The sequence below is a fragment of the Pseudomonas sp. CAN1 genome (assembly GCF_030462585.1).
Lineage (GTDB): Bacteria > Pseudomonadota > Gammaproteobacteria > Pseudomonadales > Pseudomonadaceae > Pseudomonas.
This window is the reverse complement of the sequence record NZ_JASMRU010000015.1, coordinates 96,088-115,499: the sequence shown is the minus strand read 5'-3', so window position 1 is coordinate 115,499 and position 19,412 is coordinate 96,088. Positions and strand designations below refer to the sequence as shown.

Annotated in this window: 16 protein-coding genes; 2 read left to right on the top strand and 14 right to left on the bottom strand. The window is 64.5% G+C overall.

Features of this window, described 5'->3' with window-relative positions; all coding sequences use genetic code 11:
* Window positions 1-28 precede the first annotated feature (28 nt).
* The 6 genes from QO207_RS19510 to QO207_RS19485 all read right to left on the bottom strand — a co-directional run bounded on the left by QO207_RS19510 (window position 29) and on the right by QO207_RS19485 (window position 8,208).
* Window positions 29-1,693 (bottom strand): GMC family oxidoreductase, encoded by a 1,665-nt coding sequence (locus tag QO207_RS19510; RefSeq protein ID WP_301533965.1) that lies wholly within the window; start codon window positions 1,691-1,693, stop codon window positions 29-31.
* A gap of 76 nt (window positions 1,694-1,769) precedes the next feature.
* Window positions 1,770-2,987: a mandelate racemase/muconate lactonizing enzyme family protein gene (locus QO207_RS19505; protein WP_301533964.1), complete on the bottom strand. Its 1,218-nt coding sequence runs from the start codon at window positions 2,985-2,987 to the stop codon at window positions 1,770-1,772.
* The gene (locus QO207_RS19500) at window positions 2,984-4,246 is read right to left on the bottom strand and encodes a nitrate/nitrite transporter (RefSeq protein ID WP_301533963.1); all 1,263 of its coding nucleotides are present in this window, start codon (window positions 4,244-4,246) and stop codon (window positions 2,984-2,986) included. Before QO207_RS19500 ends, QO207_RS19505 begins: the two co-directional genes overlap by 4 nt.
* Before the next feature lie 132 nt (window positions 4,247-4,378).
* The gene (aldA, locus tag QO207_RS19495; protein WP_301533962.1) at window positions 4,379-5,800 is read right to left on the bottom strand and encodes an aldehyde dehydrogenase; all 1,422 of its coding nucleotides are present in this window, start codon (window positions 5,798-5,800) and stop codon (window positions 4,379-4,381) included.
* Between the two features lie 249 nt (window positions 5,801-6,049).
* Entirely contained in the window at window positions 6,050-6,988 is a 939-nt protein-coding gene (locus tag QO207_RS19490; RefSeq protein WP_301533961.1) for a LysR substrate-binding domain-containing protein, read from the bottom strand.
* Between the two features lie 53 nt (window positions 6,989-7,041).
* Window positions 7,042-8,208: a hypothetical protein gene (locus tag QO207_RS19485; RefSeq protein ID WP_301533960.1), complete on the bottom strand. Its 1,167-nt coding sequence runs from the start codon at window positions 8,206-8,208 to the stop codon at window positions 7,042-7,044.
* A gap of 221 nt (window positions 8,209-8,429) precedes the next feature.
* Here QO207_RS19485 and QO207_RS19480 point away from each other — a divergent pair, with 221 nt between their 5' ends.
* Both QO207_RS19480 and QO207_RS19475 read left to right on the top strand, forming a co-directional pair.
* Complete coding sequence (locus tag QO207_RS19480) at window positions 8,430-9,305, top strand: LysR substrate-binding domain-containing protein (RefSeq protein ID WP_301533959.1); 876 nt, start codon at window positions 8,430-8,432, stop codon at window positions 9,303-9,305.
* Window positions 9,306-9,591: 286 nt separating this feature from the next.
* Window positions 9,592-10,047: a glycine zipper 2TM domain-containing protein gene (locus QO207_RS19475; RefSeq protein WP_301533958.1), complete on the top strand. Its 456-nt coding sequence runs from the start codon at window positions 9,592-9,594 to the stop codon at window positions 10,045-10,047.
* A gap of 58 nt (window positions 10,048-10,105) precedes the next feature.
* Here the strand turns inward: QO207_RS19475 and QO207_RS19470 are convergent, their stop codons facing one another.
* From QO207_RS19470 to QO207_RS19435, 8 genes are all read right to left on the bottom strand, one after another.
* Entirely contained in the window at window positions 10,106-10,348 is a 243-nt protein-coding gene (locus QO207_RS19470; protein WP_301533957.1) for a hypothetical protein, read from the bottom strand.
* The gene (locus QO207_RS19465; RefSeq protein ID WP_301533956.1) at window positions 10,339-11,784 is read right to left on the bottom strand and encodes an efflux transporter outer membrane subunit; all 1,446 of its coding nucleotides are present in this window, start codon (window positions 11,782-11,784) and stop codon (window positions 10,339-10,341) included. The genes QO207_RS19470 and QO207_RS19465 overlap by 10 nt, the downstream gene beginning before the upstream one ends.
* Window positions 11,784-14,930 carry an efflux RND transporter permease subunit gene (locus QO207_RS19460; RefSeq protein ID WP_301533955.1) on the bottom strand — a complete coding sequence of 1,049 codons (3,147 nt, stop codon included), beginning with the start codon at window positions 14,928-14,930 and terminating at the stop codon, window positions 11,784-11,786. The genes QO207_RS19465 and QO207_RS19460 overlap by 1 nt, the downstream gene beginning before the upstream one ends.
* A 10-nt stretch (window positions 14,931-14,940) precedes the next feature.
* Complete coding sequence (locus QO207_RS19455; protein WP_301533954.1) at window positions 14,941-16,101, bottom strand: efflux RND transporter periplasmic adaptor subunit; 1,161 nt, start codon at window positions 16,099-16,101, stop codon at window positions 14,941-14,943.
* A gap of 84 nt (window positions 16,102-16,185) precedes the next feature.
* Window positions 16,186-16,788, bottom strand: coding sequence for a hypothetical protein (locus tag QO207_RS19450; protein WP_301533953.1), 603 nt, complete (start codon window positions 16,786-16,788; stop codon window positions 16,186-16,188).
* A gap of 50 nt (window positions 16,789-16,838) precedes the next feature.
* A complete protein-coding gene (locus tag QO207_RS19445) occupies window positions 16,839-17,156 on the bottom strand; it encodes a hypothetical protein (RefSeq protein ID WP_301533952.1) in 318 nt (105 codons plus the stop codon).
* A 57-nt stretch (window positions 17,157-17,213) separates the two neighbouring features.
* Window positions 17,214-17,717 carry a transcriptional regulator gene (locus tag QO207_RS19440; RefSeq protein ID WP_301533951.1) on the bottom strand — a complete coding sequence of 168 codons (504 nt, stop codon included), beginning with the start codon at window positions 17,715-17,717 and terminating at the stop codon, window positions 17,214-17,216.
* A 287-nt stretch (window positions 17,718-18,004) separates the two neighbouring features.
* The gene (locus QO207_RS19435; protein WP_301533950.1) at window positions 18,005-19,366 is read right to left on the bottom strand and encodes an MFS transporter; all 1,362 of its coding nucleotides are present in this window, start codon (window positions 19,364-19,366) and stop codon (window positions 18,005-18,007) included.
* Between the last annotated feature and the right edge of the window lie 46 nt (window positions 19,367-19,412).

The window sequence follows — 19,412 nt, the reverse complement described above, 5'->3', positions numbered from 1 at the left end:
GGCGCGGGCAGCGGGTAATACGCCGCTACTACACCGCTGCGTGCTGGGCGGTCTTGGCGCTGGCGCGCTGCTCGGCGACCTGGCGGGCGTCTTCGAGGATCAGGTCGGCGCCCTTCTCCGCCACCATCATCGCTGCAGCATTGGTGTTGCCGGAGGTGACGTTGGGGAAGATCGACGCATCGACCACGCGCAGACCCTGGAGGCCGTGCACACGCAGACGGTTGTCCACCACCGAGGTCTGCGAGTCGCTGCCCATGGCACAGCTGCCGCACAGGTGGTAGATCGAGCCGCAGTTCTCGCGGAAGTACTGCAGCATCTGCTCGTCGGTCTGGGTCGCCGGGCCGGGCAGCACTTCCTCGACGGTGATCTTCTTCAGCGCCGGGGCGTTCATGATCTTGCGGATCAGGTGGTTGCCCTGGATGGCCTCGTCGATGTCCTTCTGCGTGCTCAGGTAGTTCGGGTCGATCAGCGCGGCATCGGCCGGGTTCTTCGAGGCGATGCGAATTTCGCCACGGCTGGTCGGCCGGCACGGGTTGAAGCAGAGCAGGAAGCCCGAGTACGGCTCGGGTTTCAGGCTGGCCTTGTTGCTCTTGGGGATCTGGTACGAGAGCGGGTTGAAGTACAGCTGCAGGTTCGGATGCGCTTCGGCGTCGTTGCCGCGGAAGAAGCCGCCACTCTGGTTCACGCTCATCGACAGCGGGCCCTTGCGAGTCAGCAGGTACTCCAGGCCCAGTTTCGCCTGGCCGAACAGCGAACCGAAGTCGTCGTTCAGGGTACGGATATTGGCCTTGTAGTAGTAGCTGACGCAGAGGTGATCCTGCAGGTTCTTGCCCACGGCAGGCAGTTCATGGACCAGGGGAATCTGATGCTGTTCGAGCAACGCGCTGTCGGCGACGCCGGAGAGTTGCAGCAGCTTGGGCGAATCCACCGCGCCAGCGGCAAGGATCACTTCGCGCTTGGCGTGGAACTCACGCTGCACGCCGTTCTGCGTCAGGCTCACACCGATGGCACGCTTGTTCTCGTCGAACAGCACGCGCTCCACCAGCGCGTTGCGCTCGATGCTCAGGTTGGAGCGGTTCTGCGCCGGGTGCAGGTAGGCGAAGCTGCTGGAGCAGCGCTGGCCGTTTTTCGTGTTGACGTCGTAGAGGCCGGCGCCTTCGAAGTCCTTGCCGTTGAAGTCTTCGCTCAGCGGGTAGCCCAGCTCCTGGCAGCCCTTGAGGAAGCTGTCGCAGATCGGGTGGGTGTGGCCCTTCATCGGCGTGATCCGAATCGGACCGTTGGCGCCGTGGTACTCGGTGTTGCCCAGCGGGTGCGATTCCAGCTTGCGGAAGTACGGCAGTACGTCCTTGAACGACCAGCCCTCGTTGCCGTTGGCCGCCCAGTCATCGAAGTCATGGGCCTGGCCGCGCACGTAGATCATCGCGTTGATCGAGCCCGAACCACCCTGCACCTTGCCGCGCGGCGCATAGAGTTCGCGGTTGGCGAGCTGCTTCTGCGGCTGGCTGTAGTACATCCAGTTGAAGGTCGGGTTGTAGTAGAGCTTGGCGAAGCCCACCGGGATCTTGAACCAGTGCGAGCTGTCCTTGCCGCCAGCCTCCAGCAGCAGGACGCTGTGTTCGCCCGATTCGCTCAGGCGGGCGGCGAGGATGCAGCCGGCAGAACCGGCGCCGACGATGATGTAGTCGTATTTCATGGATTGCGTACCGCGGTTTTGGGTAGAACCCCGCCCCCGCCTTTCCTTGAAGGGAAAGGCGGCAGCGGGTCCGGCATCAGCCTTTGGCCGGTGCGTTGTCTTTCACGTCGACAGGGTCCGGGCCCATCTGCAGGTGCAGACGCTCGCCGGTGTAGGGGCTGTGGGCGCGCACCACGTCCATGTTCAGCTCGACGCCAAGGCCTGGCTCGCTGGACGGGATGATGTAGCCGTCTTCCCACTGCAGCGGCTTCTTCAGCACCTGCGCGTGGAAGCCGTCCCAGGTGCCGATGCTTTCCTGGATCAGGAAGTTCGGCGTGCAGGCTGCCAGCTGGAAGCTCGCCGCTGCGCCGATCGGGCCGTTGTAGAGGTGCGGGGCGATCTGCGCGTAGAAGGCTTCGGCCATGGAGGCGATCTTCTTGCCTTCGAGCAGGCCGCCGCAGCGACCGACGTTCATCTGCAGGATCGACGCGCCGCCGGCCTGCAGCAGCTTGAAGAACTCGTACTTGGTGGTCAGGCGCTCGCCGGTGGCAATCGGGATGCTGGTCTTGGCAGCCACCTGGCCCATGGCGTCTTCCTGGCCCGGCGGGATCGGCTCTTCGAACCACAGCGGGTCGTACTTCTCCAGGCGCTTGGCCAGGCGGATGGCCGAGGACGGCACCATCTGCCCGTGGGTGCCGAACAGCAGGTCGCATTGGCTGCCCACCGCCTCGCGGATCTTGCGGCAGAAGGTCTCGCAGCGATCGAGCACTTCCAGCGATACCTGGTGGCCGGAGAACGCGGTGTAGGGGCCGGCCGGGTCGAACTTCAGCGCGGTGAAGCCGAGCTTCATGTTCTCGATGGCGCACTCGGCGGCCAGGTCCGGGTCGGAGTAGTCGTACTCGCCCTGGGCGTTCTTCGGGTACAGGTAGGTGTAGGAGCGCAGGCGCTCGTGGACCTTGCCGCCGAGCAGCTCATACACCGGCTTGTTCGCCGCCTTGCCGATGATGTCCCAGCAGGCCATTTCCAGGCCGCTGACGATGCCCATCATGGTCAGGTCAGGGCGCTGGGTGAAACCGCTCGAATACGCACGGCGGAAGAAGCGCTCGATATGGTGCGGGTCCTGGTTCTCCAGGTAGCGACCGAACACGTCTTCGATGGCCGGGACCATGACTTTGGGGTGGAAGGTGGCGGCGTAGATCTCGCCGACGCCTTCGATGCCGCAATCGGTCTTCAGCTTGACGAACAGCCAGTACATGCCGCCGACGTGGGGCGGCGGGACGGCAACCACATGGGTTTCGAGGGAGACGATCTTCATGCGTTTTTCGCTCTCTTCTGGATGCGCTTGTTCAGGATCAGGGTGGCGACCACGCCCAGCAGGCCCATTACCACAACGTAGGAGAAGTAGATCTGGTAGCCGACGAAGCCGGGGAAGCGGTCGGTGATGTAGCCGTTGAGCAGGGGCAGGTAGGCGTCCGGGGCGTAGCCCAGCACCGAGATGATGCCGATGGCCAGGCCAGTGACGCGCAGCGGGATGTGGCAGTCGTCGAGGATCGCCCAGTACAGGCCGCGGATGGCGTAGGTCATCAGGCCGATGAAGATCACCAGGAAGATCAGCACGCCCAGTACATGCAGGCTCGGCAGCACGATCAGGCCGATCATGCCCAGCGCCGCGAAGAGCATGGCCCAGGTCAGCACGCCGGTGCGGGTGAAGCGGTCACCCAGCCAGCCGCCGCCGATGCCACCCAGCGGGCGCATCCACAGCTTGATGGTGGTGATCAGGCCGGCGGCGGTGGCGCTGAGACCGAAGCCGCCTTCCTGCAGGTAGGCCGAGAAGCTGTAGGTGGCCCAGAAGAAGTGGTAGCCGCAGAACACGATGGCGGTCACCAGCCACAGCTCGGGAATGCGCAGCAGGGTCTTGAAGTCGTCCAGCAGGTTGCCCTTCTCGGCGTTGGCATCGCGAGTGTTCTTCTGCGGATCACGCACGGCCATCAGCGCCACGCCGAGCACGATGCAGAAGATCGCGTACATGTGGATCACCAGCTGCAGGCCCTGGGCGTTCTTCTCGCCGCGGGTCTCGGTGACGTAGGCAAACAGCGCGATGGCGACGGTTGCCAGCAGCGCCTCGACCAGCCCGCGGCCACCGTCGAGCACGCCAAAGAAGCGGCCCTGCTCGTCTTCGCCGGCGAGCATCTTCACCCGCTTGATCAGCGCGGCCCAGAAGGTCAGTCCGGTGGTGATGCCGAAGCCGCAGAAGATCACCAGCAGCATGTTGAAGCCCGGCAGCATGGCGTACCACATGCCCAGCAGGCCGGTACCGATCAGCGAGAAGCTGATCAGGAAGCGTGGCGACAGGCGGTCCGCCAGCCAACCGCTGGGCAGGTAGCTGAGCAGGAAGGCAGTGCCGAGGATCGAATAGAGGTAGCCCAGTTCGCTGTTGTTGATCGCCAGCGCCTCGAGCATGGTGCTCTGGTACACCTGGCGCAGGTACAGCATGGGATAGATCGCGCCCGCTGCAAGGACGAGCAGGGCGAGCTGGATGTAACGGGTGAGGTTGGCGTTAGCGGGCACGGCCATGGGCATGGCTTCTGCACTTATTGTTTTTTTCATCATGCATCTCGCAGCCGGCGCGGTCGCCGGCAACTGGTCGGAACAGCAGTGGGAAAGACGGAGCCCAGGCAGTGGGCCCCGTGGAGTTGAATCAGCGAATCAGAATTTCAGGACCACCAGACGGGTCTGGGTGAACTCGAGCATGCCGTGCTTGCCGTCGTCGCCGCCCAGGCCCGAGCGCTTCCAGCCGGCGTGGTAGCCCTGGTAAGGGTCGGCCGGTGTGCGGTTGACGTAGATCTCGCCGGCCTCGATGTGGTTGGCGACCTTCATGGCGTTGCGGTAGTTCTCGGTGTAGAGCACCGAGGCCAGGCCGAACTGGTGGTCGTTGGCCATGGCCAGCGCTTCGTCGAGGGTCTCGTAGGACAGCACCGGCAGCACCGGGCCGAAGATTTCCTCCTGGACAATTTCCATGTCCTGGCGGCAGTTGCTGAGCAGGGTCGCCGGGTAGTAGTGACCGGCACCTTCGGGCAGCACGCCGCCGCACTCCAGCACCGCACCTTCGGCCAGCGCACGCTGAACCTTGGCGTGCACATCCTGGCGAGCACGGGCGTGCTGCAGCGGGCCCATCAGGCTGGCGTCAGCAGCGCGGTTGCCGATGCGCACGGCAGCCATCTTCTCGCGCAGCAGGGCGAGGAAGCGGTCATGCACGCTGGCCTGCACGTAGACGCGCTCGATGGCGGTGCAACGCTGGCCGCTGTGGGCGAGCTTGGCGGCGACGATGGCTTCKGCGGCCTTCTCCAGGTCGGCATCGGGCTCGATGATCGCCGGGGTCTTGCCGCCCAGTTCCAGGGACGGCCTGGCAATGTTGGCCTTGCAGTAGTCGAGCACGATGCGGCCGGCGCCAACGCTGCCAGTCAGGGTGATCATGCCGATCTTCGGGTGCTGGCAGAGCACACCGGCTTCGCCGTGATTCATGGTCAGCACGTTGAGCACGCCGGCGGGCAAGCCAGCTTCCTCGGCGCAACGGGCGATCTCGAACGCCGAGGTCGGGGTGTTGTTGCTCGGACGCACCACCACGGTGTTGCCGGTGATCAGCGCCGGGGCGACCTTGCGCAGGAAGGTATAGACCGGATAGTTGAACGGGATCAGTGCCGCGACCACGCCAATCGGCTCGCGCTGCAGCAGGAGGGTTTCGTCGGTGGAGTCACTGGGAATCACCTCGCCTTCGATACGGCGCGCCCATTCGGCGTGGTAGCGGGTGATCTGGCCGGCGTAGAAGGCTTCGCTGCTGGCGTCGGCCAGGCTTTTGCCGGACTCGGCAGCCAGTGCCGCGCCAATGCGATCGGCATTGCGTTCCAGGGCGTCGGCGAAGCGGCGCAGGTGCTCGCCACGTTCGATGGCCGGCAGGCGGGCCCAGCTGCGCTGGGCGCGAGCGGCCACTTCGACGGCGTTGCGCACATCGGCCTCGGTCGCGGCCGGCACCTGGGCCACCTGCTGCTCGGTCGCCGGGTCGAACACGGCGATATGGGCGGAGGAGGCGTCGGCGAAACGGCCGTCGATGAAGTTACGATCTGTACGCATGGTCATGTCCTGTCGTTCAAGCAAGGCTTCGGGCCGGTGAAGGCCGCACGGAACGACAAGCTGCAGACTGCTGCATGCAGGCAGCATGGCTGCAGGCATGAGGTGACTCTTGTCGTTATCGGTTGTCTGAAGTTTCGGTAGGCACCGAGGGAGCGACAAGCGATTAATAGACCGCAGTAACTTGCGAAAAACGCAGGTTACTAGCCGTAGGAAAGCGCCAGCTCCCGGTCGGAAATCACCGCTGGCTATTCAGGAAAGATTGATGATGGAACCCGATCCCGCCAGGTTGCGTTCGGCGGTCCAGACTTCCTGCTGCAGCCACTCGTGGAAGCGCTGGACATGGGGCGGCAGCTCCTGTTCCGGACGACTGACCCACCAGTAGGACTGGTGCCCCTGCACCTCCACGTCAAGCATCTGCACCAGCTGCCCGGCAGCCAGTTCGCGGGTCACCATCTGCCGGTCGGCGATGGTGATGCCCAGGCCATCGATGGCCGCGCGGATGGCCATGTCCAGCAGGTCGAATTCGTAGCCGCCCTGCAGGTCGACACCCTGGATCTTCGCCGCGTCCAGCCAGTGCCGCCAGGTCAGGAAGCGCTGGTCATCGCGGGCCAGCACATGCAGCAGAGTCATGCTGCGCAGGTCGATGTCCTGCTCCTCGCGCTGCGCCAGCAGGCTGGGTGCGCACACCGCGATGTGCCGTTCATGCATCAGCAGCGAACTGTCCAGGCCATCCCACTCGCCATTGCCGAAGCGGATCGCGCAATCCAGCGTGCTGCTCTGCGCGAGGCTGTCCTGCAGGTTGGTGGTCAGGCTCACTTCCAGGTCCGGGTGAGCTTCACGCAGCCGCCCCAGGCGCGGCAGCAGCCAGCGCAGGGCGAAGGTCGGCGGCGCGTTGACCCGCAGGCGGTTGAGATGGTGGCGCTGCTGGATGCCGCGCACGGTCAGCTCGATGCGGTCGAACGACAGCTGCAGCGCGCGCAGCAGCACGCGCCCGGCCTCGGTCAGCTCCAGGTGGTGGTGACGGCGGATCAGCAGGTCTTCGCCGAGCTGTTCCTCCAGCTGGCGGACCTGGCGGCTGACCGCGCTCTGGGTCACGTTGAGCAGCTCGGCGGCACGGGTAAAGCTGCCCGTGCTACCGGCCACCTCGAAGGCTTTCAGCGCATTGAGCGCCGGAATCTTGCGTTTCACCCACCCTTCCCTGCCCGCCGACCGTCGCCGTGCGGGCATCGTCCGAGCCCTGCTCAGAAGTAATAGCCGATGTTGGCGTAGAGCTGGTTCTCCCAGTGATCGGTGCCACCTTCGGCCAGACTCTGGGTGTAACTGCTGCCGCCGATGTAGGGATCGTTGCGCCCGTTGAGCCATTCCACCGCGATGTACAGCGCCTTCACCGAGAAGGAGGTGCCGAGGATGAAACGCTCGGAGGTCTTGAAGTCGTCGGCGGACTTGTCGAAGGCGCTGTAGTTGCCATAGACCTTCACACCACTGACCCAGCCATCAAGGAAATTTCCTGGAATGCTGTAGCTCAGATCACCGACATACAGGTTACCGCGACTAGCGACATTGAATGTACCGTCGTACCCACCGAATGTGACTACCTCGTCGCTACCCGGATTCCTAGGCGACATTTGCTGCCGAGCGGCTTGCAATTGCACGCCCCATGGGCCGTTCTGCCCCAGGTAATGCACTGCGTAGGCATTGCGCCGGCCGTCGTCGTTGGTGTCGCGGTTTTCCAGCCGCGAGGTCAGCGCGGAAACGCCCACTTCGGACTTCCAGTCGCCCAGCTGCAGCGAGCGGGCCACGCGGCCGACCAGGATCTGCCGTTCCTTGTTGCGGTTGCCGTCCGGAACGTAGCTGTCGGCGTCGGTCACCACAGTGGAATAGCTGGCGCCGTTGCTGGTGCCATGGCCGGCCCAGGCGGGGCGGGCATAGGCGCCGAACTGGAAGTTCCACTCATCCTGCTGCTGGATGTACTTCACGCCGACGTCATTGACGTCTTCCAGGCCAACGACGTTGCCCAGGGTCTCGTAGAAGGTGCTGCCGAAGTACGGCTGCAGGCCGAAGGGAATGCTGTTGAGGCCGACCTGCACCTGCTTGTCGGCATCGAACTTGTAGCCGACCCAGGCGTACTCGGCGAAGTGGATGTCGCCGAAGTTCTTCGTGTACTGGTAGGGGTAGGCCTTGCCGTACCAGCGGTAGCGCGCGGCGCCGATCCAGCTGTCGGAGGTGTAGGTCACGCGCAGCATTGCGGTATCGATGCCGAACTTCTCGATGTCGCGGTCCGGATCGTGGTCCCAACGGGCGCGCACGGCGCCGCCGATATCCAGGTTCTCCGTCACCGGGACGGCGAGTGCGGCAGTACTGGTTGCAAGCAGGAAAGGAAGCAGGAACGGCAGGTGGAGTCTGGCCACGTTGAGGGTGCCTCGGCAGGTTTCTTGTCGTTATGGGAAGCGCTGACGGGCGGAGGGCTCCAGTCCGTGAGCGCGGCCGAAACTAGCCCTTGGGTGAGCCGCCCGACAAACGACAAAATCGCAGGTCAAACCCGAGAAAAACGCATATTCCGAAGGCATCGCCGCCGCTAGAATCAGCGAAAAAAGCCCGCGCCCTGAGCGTACTTTCGGATGGCCCCGCCATGCGTAACCTGCCGCCCTTGACCATGCTCCGCGTCTTCGAAGAAGTGGCCCACCATCGCAGCTTCAACCGCGCGGCCGATGCCCTGAACGTCACCCAGGGAGCCGTCAGCCGGCAGATCAAGCAGCTGGAGGAATACCTCGGAATCAGCCTTTTCCTACGCACGCCTCGCGGCCTCACGCTGACCGAATCCGGCAGCGCCCTGGCCCCACATCTGAGCGAAGCCTTCGACCAGATGGAGCGCGCACTGCAAGCGGTACGCGTACCGAACCTGCGCCAGCGCCTGCGCATCCTCGCCCCGCCCACCTGGAGCGCACGCTGGCTGTCACCACGCCTGCGCACCTTCCTGCAGCGCTACCCGGACATCAGCCTGAGCGTCACCAACCACCTCGATGGCGAGACGGCCGGCGAGCTGGACTGCCGCATCCGCTTCGGCCTGGAGCAGGCCGTCCACTGCCACAGCGAGCTGTTGGTGATGGAGCGGCACATCGCCGTGGCCAGCCCGGAACTGTTCGACGGCGAGCAAGCGCCTGAACTCAATGCCCACCCGCTGCTGCACATCCTGCATGAGGGCAGGCGCCTGCGAGTGTGGGAGAACTGGCTGGAGGCGATGGGTCGCAATGATGTCGATGCCGACAGCGGTATCGAGTTCAGCACCCTCGACCAGGTCATCCACACGGCCCTGGCCGGCGGCGGCCTGGCGGTGATCGACCGGCAGATGATCGAGCGCGAGCTGGCCGCCGGCAGCCTGCTGCCGATCACTCCGGTGGAAGTGATCGGGCCGTACGGCTACTGGCTGGACATCGCGGCGGAGCGCAAGGGACTGTCGAAGGTGCAGCGCTTCCAGGACTGGCTGGGCCTGGTGAGCAATCCCTGAGGGGAGAAAAAGAAGCCAGGTTCATGACTCGCCGTCAGAACCTGGCCAAGTGCTGCAGGAGCACGGAGCGCCACCCCCATTCCCGAGAGTTGCAGCGGGATGGCGAGACCATTCTGTTCAAGCCCTCGCAACCTGGATGCAGGAAAAGTCCCAGAAGGCCCGGCGACTCTTCGCCAACCACCGCCTCAGCGCTCCATACCTGTCTGACAGACCGTAACCTCTCTAGGTCGCGGTTCGAGGACGAATCGACGGCAATCGTTGAATCCGATTATCGAGGTACAGATAGATGAAACCAGCAACATCCTGGGTCGCCGCACTCTTCTTCGCCGTGTCGCTGAGCGCATGCGCAAGCAGCGGTGACGGCAATGGCGGTCCGGGGGAAATGGAAATCCGCACAGGCCGCGTTGAACAGATCACCCTGACGCAGATGCAGACCAACCACGACACCGGTATCGGCGCTGTGCTTGGCGGCGTTGGCGGCGCGGCCCTGGGCAGCCTGGTCGGCGGCGGCACCGGACGCGACGTCGCCATGGTTGCTGGCGCACTGGGTGGCGCGCTGGGCGGCAACTATATGGAGAAGAAACACTACGACCAGCCCAAGGAAGCCGAGCAGGTCATCGTACGGATGAACAGTGGCGTGCTGGTTTCGGTCACCCAGCCCATCAACCAGTCCCTGGCAAAGGGCATGAAGGTCTTCATCGAGGGAACCGGTAACGAGGCACGAGTCGTTCCGCAGAACTGACGCCGGCCAGGCCCCTCGTCCCGACCTGGGAGAGGGGCCTGCAGACCTCAGCCTGCAATCAGCGGACGTCCAGGCGGCTTTTCAGTTCGCCGCGCAGCACCTCGATACAGCGCGGCGCACGTACCGAAAGGCGCACCGTCACGCCTTTCACCGGCTCACGGGACAGTGGGGCATAGACGCCATCGACGCGAACGGCGAGCCCCTCCCCTCTCACCGCTGCAAGGATTTCCTCATCGGTCACCTCGTTGCCGCAGAAGAGGCGGATCTCCTCTCCCGAGCGGCGCGACAGGGTCAGTGCCATGCGACGGTCTCCTGCGACTGCGGCTGATCAGCCGGCGAGCCCAGCGGCAGGTTGCTCACACCGCCACCCACCGCGAGATACAGCGTATTGAAGGCATTGAGCGCCGACAGGCGACTGCCGACCTGCTGCAGCTGTCCATCGAACAGCTTCTCTTCCGAAGTGGTCACGTCCAGGTAAGTGGAATAGCCGCCCTCGTAGAGACGCCGCGCCTGCCGTGCATACACCTGCAGCGCGTCCACCTGCTGGTTGACCGCTTTCAGCTGCGCCGCGGACTCGCGGCTGTTGACCAGGGCGTCGTTCACGTCCGCCAGCGCGGACAGCACGGACTGCTTGTAGGCCAGGACTGATTGCTGGTGCAGAGACTTCGCTTCGAGCACCTGGCCGGACAGGCCGCCGGCGTCGAACACGCTCTGGTTGAGGCCCAGCGCGAGATTCCAGACCTTCGACGCACTCTCGAACAGCTGCCCGCTCTGCCCACGGCTGAAACCGATCATGCCGGTCAGGTTGAGGCTGGGGAGATACAAGGCTTCGGCCGCGCCGATCTTGGCATTACTGGCGACGACGGCTTGCTCCGCCTGCAGCAGGTCCGGCCGCCGCGAGAGCAGACTGGCTGGCAAGACCTCCGGCACCCCGGGAGTGCGCAACGCGTCCAGCCTTTCGGTGCGCACGATGGGGCCCGGTGAGCGCCCCAGCAGGATCGACAGCGAGTTCTCTGCCGCTGCTATTTTGGTCCGCAGCGGGGGAATCGTGGCTTGCATCTGCCAGTAGTCGTTCTGTGCCTGGCTGAGCTCGATCTGCCGGATCACCCCACGCTCGTAGCGCTTCTGGAAGATGTCCAGAGCTTCCTTGCGTGCCTGGGCGGTCTGCTGGGCGATCGCCAGCTGCTCATCCAGCGCCAGCAAGTTGAGGTAGCCCTCGCTGATCGAGCTGGCGAGGCTCAGCGCGACGCCTCGCTGCGCATACTGCGCACTCAGCAATTGGGCATTTGCCGCTTCGCTCAGGCGGCGCAGACGCCCCCAGAGATCGATTTCCCAGCTGGCATTCAGCCCGGCCTGGTACTGATCCGTCACCCCATCGAAATTGGCCAACGGCGTATCGACGAACTGATCGCCCCTGCGACGCTCGGCTCCCAGCCCAATCCCGACATGCGGGAACAGGCCGGAGCGAACGGTCTGCAACTGTCCGCGGTACTGGTCGATACGTGCGACGGCCCGTTGCAGGTCGAGGTTGTTCTTCAGGCCTTCGTTGACCAGGGACGACAGGGTGGTGGAGCCGAACTGCTCCCACCAGGGCCCCGCCACGCCGGTGGCGGTATCCGCCAGGTGGGCCCTGAACGAATCCGGCATGGCCACTTCGGGACGCTGGTAGTCCGGGCCGATCATGCAGCCGCCAAGGGCAGCGATGGCTACTGCCAGCAAGAGTTTTCCGGGCCGCATCAGTTGGCCTCCTTCGAAATGACCAAACCCTCATTGGCCTGGGCCTTGCGCCGTTCGGCGAGGCGCTCGACCAGGTACGAGAACAGCGGGACGAAGAGCAGCGCCAGACTGGTCGCCGCCAGCATGCCGCCGATGATCCCGGTGCCGATGGAGTGGCGGGAGTTGGCTCCGGCCCCGGAAGCGATGGCCAACGGCACCGCGCCGAAGATGAAGGCCAGCGAGGTCATGATGATCGGGCGCAGGCGCAGCTCTGCAGCCTTCAGCACCGCGTCCATGGGCGACAGCCCGGCCTGGCGCTGGAGAATGACGAACTCGACGATGAGGATGGCGTTCTTCGCCGCCAGGCCGACCAGGGTGACCAGGCCGATCTGGAAGTACACGTCATTGGGAATGCCGCGTGCCCAGATCGCCACCAGCGCGCCGAAGATGCCGAACGGCACAGCGCTGAGCACGGTCAGCGGCAGCGTCCAGGACTCGTACTGCGCAGCGAGGATCAGGAACACCATGATGATGCCGAAGATGAACACCAGCACCGTGGTGTTGCCCGCCTTGTTCTCCTCGTAGGCCTCGCCGCTCCAGGCATAGCTGTAGCCCGCCGGCAGCACCTTGGTCGCCAGTTGCTGCATGGTCGCGATAGAATCGCCGGAGCTGTAGCCGGCTCCTGCGTTGCCGGTGATCTTGGCTGCCGGGAAGTTGTTGAAGCGCGTCACCAGGCTGGGGCCGGAAGTGAAGTCGGTCTTCACCAGCGCCGACAGCGGAATCATCTTGTCGTTCTTCTGCTTCACGTACAGGTAACCCAGGTCCGTGGGCGAGCTGCGGTACTGCGGAGCACCCTGCAGGATCACCTGCCAGACCCGGCTGCCGAGCACGTACTGGCTGGCATAGGAGGAGCCGAACTGGGTCTGCAGTGCGCCATACACGTCGGCCATGGGCACGCCCAGGGTCTCCGCCTTGGCGTTGTCGACGCTGATGCGCATCTGCCGGGTAGAGGCCTGGAAGGTACTGATCAGCCCGCTCAGCTCCGGCTGTTTGGCGGCGGCACCGATGAGCCCCCAGGTCGCAGCCTGCAACGCCTTCGCATCACCATCGCCACGGTTCTCCACCCAGAACTCGAAACCGCCCTGGGTGCCCAGGCCGGGAATCGACGGCGGGTTGATCGGGATGATCCGCGCCTGGGGAATCACCGCGAGCTTCGGATACAGGGCGTGAATGATCCCCTCGGCCGACAGGGCAAAGCCCTTGCGCTCCTCGGACGGTTTCAGGTTGATGAACACCGTGCCCATGTTGGTCTGGTTCTGCCCGTCGATGAAGCTGTAGCCCGATACGGCCGAAGCATCCTGTACCGCCGGATGCTCGCGGAACAGGGCGGCCACCTGCTCGGTGGTCGCCTCGGTGCGGTCCAGGCTGGACGAGTCCGGCATCATCACCGCGACCAGCAGGTAACCCTGGTCTTCCTCGGGCACGAAGCTGGTGGGAATCTTCGCGAAGAGCATCCAGATGCCGACCAGCATCAGGCCGAACAGGGCCACGGCCAGCACGACGCGACGCACCATCACCGACACCAGCGCGACGTAGCCACGGGTGAGCTTTTCGAAGACCCGGTTGAACCACTCGAAGCCCTTGAAGCGCGAGTGCTGGCCGGGTTTCAGGATCAGCGCCGCCAGCGCTGGCGACAGGCTCAGGGCGACGAAGCCGGAGATCACCACCGAACAGGCGATGGTCAGGGCGAACTGGCGATACAGCAGGCCAGTGGTGCCGCTGACGAAGGCCACCGGGATGAACACCGCGCAGAGCACCAGCACGATGGCGATCACCGGGCCGGTTACTTCCTCCATGGCCTTGATGGTCGCGTCGCGGGCGCTGAGCTTGAACTCCTCCATGTTCCGCTCGACGTTTTCCACCACCACGATGGCGTCGTCCACCACGATGCCGATGGCCAGTACCAGGGCGAACAGGGTCAGCAGATTGATCGAGAAGCCCAGCGCCAGCAGCGCGCCGAAGGTGCCGATCACCGCGACGAACACCGCCGCCACCGGAATCAGGGTACTGCGCACGCTCTGCAGGAAGACGAACACCACCAGCACCACCAGCACGATGGCGATCAGCAGCGTGATCACCACTTCGTGGATGGAGGAGCGGACGAACTCGGTGGTATCCAGCGAGATGGCGTAGGAGATGCCCTGGGGGAAGGTCGTCGACATGTCCGCCATGGCTGCGCGCACGTTCTTCGACACTTCCAGCGCGTTGGAGCCGGCCTGCTGGTAGACCGCGATCAGGGTCGCGGTCTTGCCGTTGATCGACGAGCGCATGGTGTACTGGTTGAGGCCGATCTCGGCCTTGGCGACGTCGCCCAGACGCACGATGGCCGCGCCGTTGGAATCGGCGCGCAGGATGATCTCCTCGAACTCCCTGGCGTTCTTCATCCGCCCCGGCGTCACCAGCGGGTAGGTCAGCTCCATCTTGCCCTGCGACGGCGCCTGGCCGATGTTGCCGGCGCCAAACTGCTGGTTCTGCTGGCTGACGGCGTTCTGCACGTCGGAGGCGGTAATTCCCAGTTCGGCCATGCGGTCGGGCTTGAGCCAGATTCGCAGGGCCAGGTCGGCGTCGCCCATGATCTGCGCCTGGTTGGCGCCCTGGATGCGCTTGAGCGCGTCCAGCACATAGAGGTTGGCGTAGTTGCCGACGTACTGCTGGTCGAAGCTGTTGTCCGGCGAATAGACCGCCAGCAGCATGAGGAAGCTGGAGGAGCGCTTCTGCACGTTCACGCCGTTCTGCTGGACCGCCTGCGGCAGCTGCGCCAGCGCCTGGCTGACGCGGTTCTGCACCTGCACCTGGGCGATGTCCGGGTCGGTGCCCACCTCGAAGTAGACGTTCAGCGTCATCTGCCCGGTGGGCGAGCTGACCGACTGCATGTAGAGCATGTTGTCGACGCCGTTGACCTGCGTCTCGATGGGCGCCGCGACCGTGGAGGCGATGGTCTGCGAGTCGGCGCCGGGATAGGTCGCCGTCACCGTGATCTGGATCGGCGTGATGTCCGGGTACTGGGCCACCGGCAGGGCGAAGATGGAGACGCCGCCGGCGATGATGATGATCAGCGACAGCACCATGGCGAAGATGGGGCGGTCGATACAGAAGCGCGATAGCATGGCCTGAACCTCACTCTGCCTTGGTCGCGGTGGCGCCGAAGCTGCCCGCCGGCGCAGGGCCGGTGACCTTCACCACACCGCCGGGCTGCAGCTTGCCGGCGCCGTCGACCACCACCTGCTCACCGCCCTTGAGGCCGCTCTCGATGCGCCAGACGTCGCCGTTCGGCTCGGCCACCTGGACCGGCCGCGCCTCGGCCTTGTCGCCGACCACGACGAAGACGAAGTCGCCCTTGGGGCCATGCATGACCGCTCGCTGCGGAAGCTGGATGGCGTTGGTGTAGCTGGCCCCCTTGAGGGTGATGCGGACGAACTGCCCCGGGTGCAGGTCGCCCTTGGGGTTGGCGAACTCGGCGCGGACCATGAAGGTGCCGGTCTGCTGGTCGAAGCTGTTGGAGGCGAAGGTGACTACCCCGGTCTGGGGATAGCTGGAACCGTCCGCCATCAGCAGGTCGGCTTCGAGACGACCGTCCGCCGGCATGCTCAGGCGCCCACTGGCACGCTGGTCGCGCATCGCCAGGAACTGCTGCTCGCTGACGCTCATGCTGACGCGCATCGGGTCGAGGGTGGAAACGGTGGTCAGCAGGCTGTTGCTGGCATTGACGTAGGTCCCGTCGTTGACCTGGGCGTAATCGCTGATGCCATTCACCGGAGAGCGGATATAGGTGTAGGAGAGATTCAGCTCCTGGGTCCTCACCTGGGCCGCCGCGGCCTGCACCGCCGCTTCAGCGGACTTGGCGCTGGCGATGGCGTCATCGCGATCCTTCGGGCTCAGGGCATTCTCGGCGGCCAGGGGCAGCACACGATCAAGGTTGGCCTTGGCGCGGGTATAGGCGGCCTGCTGCGCCGCCAGTTGCGCCTTCGCCGAATCCAGGTCGGCCTGGAACGGCGCGTGATCGATCTCGAACAGCACCTGCCCGGCCTTCACCTGGCTGCCTTCGAGGTAGTTGCGCTTGACCAGGAAACCGTTCACCCGCGAGCGGATCTCCACGGCCTGCGGGCTTTGCGTCTGGCCCACGAAAGTCATGCTCGCGGGGAGGTCCGCAGGCTGGGTCATCAGGGTGGTCACCGCCACCGGTGGGGCCGCCGGAGCCTTGGCTTCCGGTCCACAGGCCGCCAGGCAGGCGGTCACGAGCAATGCTGCAGCGCGGCAGCCGAGGTCTTTCGAACGCATACTTGATTCCACTGGTCTTCGCCGCAGCGAAAGTACGAATGCCCGGCGCTCGGGATATCCCTTTCCCGAGCCCGAGCGTCGGCATTACTGGGAGGACTTGGCAGCGACGGCCTGGGGATGGGCCGTGACGATCTGCAAGGTGTCCTCATAGGTCACGTTGAGCATCTGGCCGACCTTCAGCGCGCTCATCTTGCTGCGCAGTTTCGGGTCGTCGACGGAGACCACCTTGGTGGTGCCATCCGGCCCCTCGAAGGTCAGCTCGTGCTTCTTGACGTTGATGCCGACGATCTTCAGCTGCACTCGCGCCATGCGGAACGCGTCGCCACCCGGATGCGGGTTGTTCGGCGTGGCCAGCTCCACGCCTTCGGCCTCGATGCCGCCCGGAGCCCGGGACTCGACCTTGGTGTCGAGGTCGAAAGCGACGGAATGGATGACCAGCGCGGCGATGTAGTCACCGCTCTTCAGGTTGCCCAGGTCCTGGGCCGCGTCGGTGACCTGCACGGTGATGTGCTTGCCGGAAGCATCCTCGACCACCAGACGATGATCCTTGGCATCGACCGAGACGACCTTGGTCACCACCTCGTCAGCCTCGACGGCGCTGCCCAGCTTGATATCGGCAGCCATGGCCGGAGCGGCAACCGCGATGGCCAGGGTGCTGATCAGGGGCAGGGATTTGAGAAATTGCATGGTTGAACCCTCCTTGGGCTCGATGGGTGGAAAGCGATGCGGCGAGCCGGCTACTGCGTGATACGTGCGGTATCGGATAGTGCGTTGCAGTTGTCCGAGGTCAGGCAATAGGTGACATACACCGACTGCCGGCCGCAGCCGCGCACGCCGATGGTGTATTCGGTGCGGTTGTTGGCGTAGGCGAACTGGGTAACCTTGCTGGACAGCACGGTGGCGGCGACGTCGGGGCAGTTCAGCTCGAACTTCGCCCGCGAGACGGTGGCGTCGATCGCAGCGCTCTGGTTCTGTGCCAGGAACTGCTGGTCGGTCACACAGCCGCCGAGCAGGGCAACGGCGAGCATCAGGGAAGAGAAGCGAAGAACTTTCATGGGTACCTCCAGCGAACGGAGTGGAAGCCCGGCAGGCGATGCCGGGCAGGAGCGGCATCACTGCGCCAGAGGCAGAGCCCGGTTGGTCTGGACCTGAGCGATGGCATCGAGCTGCGTCTCGATCTGCAGGAAGCGCAACGCACGTACTGGCGAGACTTCCTTGGAAATCCGCTCGACGTAGGTTTCCTTCAGCTTCTGGTTCCTGTCTTCGAGCTGGAACACCCTGGCCTGCAGCTGACGCGCCTGGTCTTCACCGACGCTGCCTTTCTGCAGGGCCTCGACAAAGTCCATTTCCAGCGCGATGGATTCACCGGCCAGCTTGTCTGCTTCGGCGCGGTAGCTGTTGTAGATGCCCCAGAACGCCTCGGCCTCGGCCGGCGCCAGCTGGATGTTGCGTTCGATGACCTGGCGACGGTTGTATTCCACGTCGGCGATCTGGTTCCTGATCTCTTCCTGGTGCTGGGTCATGACCTTGCGGGTCTGCTCGTTGCTGTCATCGGCGAAGGCGAACAGGGAGAGGCTGCCCAGGGTCAGGGAGGCAAGTACGGAACGGAGGTACATGGCGATTCCTTGCTGAAGATAAGGTCGCCTGCGGAGCGGTCGGGTTGGCCGAAAAGGCCAGGGCAGACCGCTGATCCGAGGCGGGAGGCGCTACCTTAATCGGCATCTTCAACGCTGGAATCGGGTAGGAAATCGATAAGGACGGGCCTCCCGTCAGTTACGCCAAATTCCTACAGCGGCTGAGCAGAATCCCGAATGGGATGCCCTTTGAGGCCCCGTTCAGGACACGAAAAAACGGGCGTACCGGCATGCCGGTACGCCCGCTTCACTTGTTTCTGAAGGACGAATCAGGCCAGGCGAGCAGCCCCTTCCGAAGTGGGAGAAGCAGCCGGGTCCGTCGTTCCACGACCACAGTCGGTCAGCGTCAGGTACTTGGTTTCCGGTGCCCAGGCGATGGAGATGATCGCGCCGAACAGCAGGATACCGGCGAGGATCGCCATGGTCGGGTTAAGGCCGATGCCCGCCACGCTGACCGGCAGCAGGAAGGTGCTCAATGCCGAACCCAGGCGACTGGCCGCGGTAGCCAGGCCGATACCACCGGCACGCACCTCGGTGGGGAAGCTTTCCGCCGGGTAGACACCCACCAGGTTGCTCACCGCCGACAGCACCAGGGTGAACAGGCCGAAGCACGCCACCATCAGCCAGGCCATGCTGCCGGGCAGCAGCACCAGCAGGAACAGCGAAGCGGCGAGGATCAGGAAGGAGTTGATGAGGAAGCCGCGGCGGCTGAACTTGATGGTGCACCAGATGCCCAGCAACGCACCGATAATCAGCAGCGCGTTGAGCATCATCTCGGTGCCGAAGCCCTCGGACAGCCCCATCTTCTGCAGGATCGACGGCAGGAAGGTATAGATCGCGAAGTACGGCATGACGATGCAGATGAAGAACAGGCAGTTGAACGCCGTGCGCTTGCGGTACTCACGGCTGAACAGCGCCTTGTAGCCGCTGTGCTTGCGGTTGATGACCTCCTCGTCGATCTCCACGTTGGCGCCCAGGTGCTTGCGCACGATGGCGCGGGCTTCCTCGATGCGGCCCTTGTAGACCAGCCAGCGCGGCGATTCGGGTGTGCCGATGCGGGCTATCAGGATCATCGCCGCCGGGATGGCGGAGGACGCCAGCATCCAGCGCCAGGCGTCATCGCCCAGTGGCAGCATGGCCGTGCCGACGAAGGTGGCGGCGACGTAGCCGAAGGTCCAGATCACGCTGAACGAGCCCAGCAGCACACCACGATGCTTGCGCGGCGAGAACTCGGCGAGCATGGCGTGGCCGACACTGAAGTCGCCGCCCAGGCCGATACCGATCAGCACCCGGCAGAGGAACAGCTGCAGTGCCGACTCGACGTAGAACTGCATCACCGAGGCGATGGTGATCAGCACGAAGCTGATGAGGAAGATCTTCTGCCGGCCAAGGTGGTCGGAAATCCAGCCGAAGAACAGGCTGCCGAGGAACAGGCCGAACAGTGCAGAGCTGCCGATCAGCCCCTGCCAGAAAGGCGTCAGCGCCATCTGCGGATTGATCAGGGTGAAGGCGATGCCGATCAGGCCGAGGATGTAGCCGTCGGTGAAGTGGGCGCCGAAGGTGAGGCCGGCGATCTTGATGTGGAACCTGCCGATGGGCAGGTCATCGATTTTGACTGGTTGACCCGACATGATCGTCTCCGACTTTTTGTTATTGGAAACACTGTGAGGTTGAACC

Excerpts from the sequence above, each read along its gene's own strand:
- QO207_RS19435 (WP_301533950.1), bottom strand. The coding sequence starts at position 19,366 with ATGTCGGGTCAACCAGTCAAAATCGATGACCTGCCCATCGGCAGGTTC.
- QO207_RS19475 (WP_301533958.1), top strand. The coding sequence starts at position 9,592 with ATGAAACCAGCAACATCCTGGGTCGCCGCACTCTTCTTCGCCGTGTCG.
- QO207_RS19465 (WP_301533956.1), bottom strand. The coding sequence starts at position 11,784 with ATGCGGCCCGGAAAACTCTTGCTGGCAGTAGCCATCGCTGCCCTTGGC.
- QO207_RS19510 (WP_301533965.1), bottom strand. The coding sequence starts at position 1,693 with ATGAAATACGACTACATCATCGTCGGCGCCGGTTCTGCCGGCTGCATC.
- QO207_RS19480 (WP_301533959.1), top strand. The coding sequence starts at position 8,430 with ATGCGTAACCTGCCGCCCTTGACCATGCTCCGCGTCTTCGAAGAAGTG.
- QO207_RS19450 (WP_301533953.1), bottom strand. The coding sequence starts at position 16,788 with ATGCAATTTCTCAAATCCCTGCCCCTGATCAGCACCCTGGCCATCGCG.
- QO207_RS19445 (WP_301533952.1), bottom strand. The coding sequence starts at position 17,156 with ATGAAAGTTCTTCGCTTCTCTTCCCTGATGCTCGCCGTTGCCCTGCTC.
- QO207_RS19500 (WP_301533963.1), bottom strand. The coding sequence starts at position 4,246 with ATGGCCGTGCCCGCTAACGCCAACCTCACCCGTTACATCCAGCTCGCC.
- QO207_RS19455 (WP_301533954.1), bottom strand. The coding sequence starts at position 16,101 with ATGCGTTCGAAAGACCTCGGCTGCCGCGCTGCAGCATTGCTCGTGACC.
- QO207_RS19460 (WP_301533955.1), bottom strand. The coding sequence starts at position 14,930 with ATGCTATCGCGCTTCTGTATCGACCGCCCCATCTTCGCCATGGTGCTG.
- QO207_RS19470 (WP_301533957.1), bottom strand. The coding sequence starts at position 10,348 with ATGGCACTGACCCTGTCGCGCCGCTCGGGAGAGGAGATCCGCCTCTTC.
- QO207_RS19505 (WP_301533964.1), bottom strand. The coding sequence starts at position 2,987 with ATGAAGATCGTCTCCCTCGAAACCCATGTGGTTGCCGTCCCGCCGCCC.
- QO207_RS19440 (WP_301533951.1), bottom strand. The coding sequence starts at position 17,717 with ATGTACCTCCGTTCCGTACTTGCCTCCCTGACCCTGGGCAGCCTCTCC.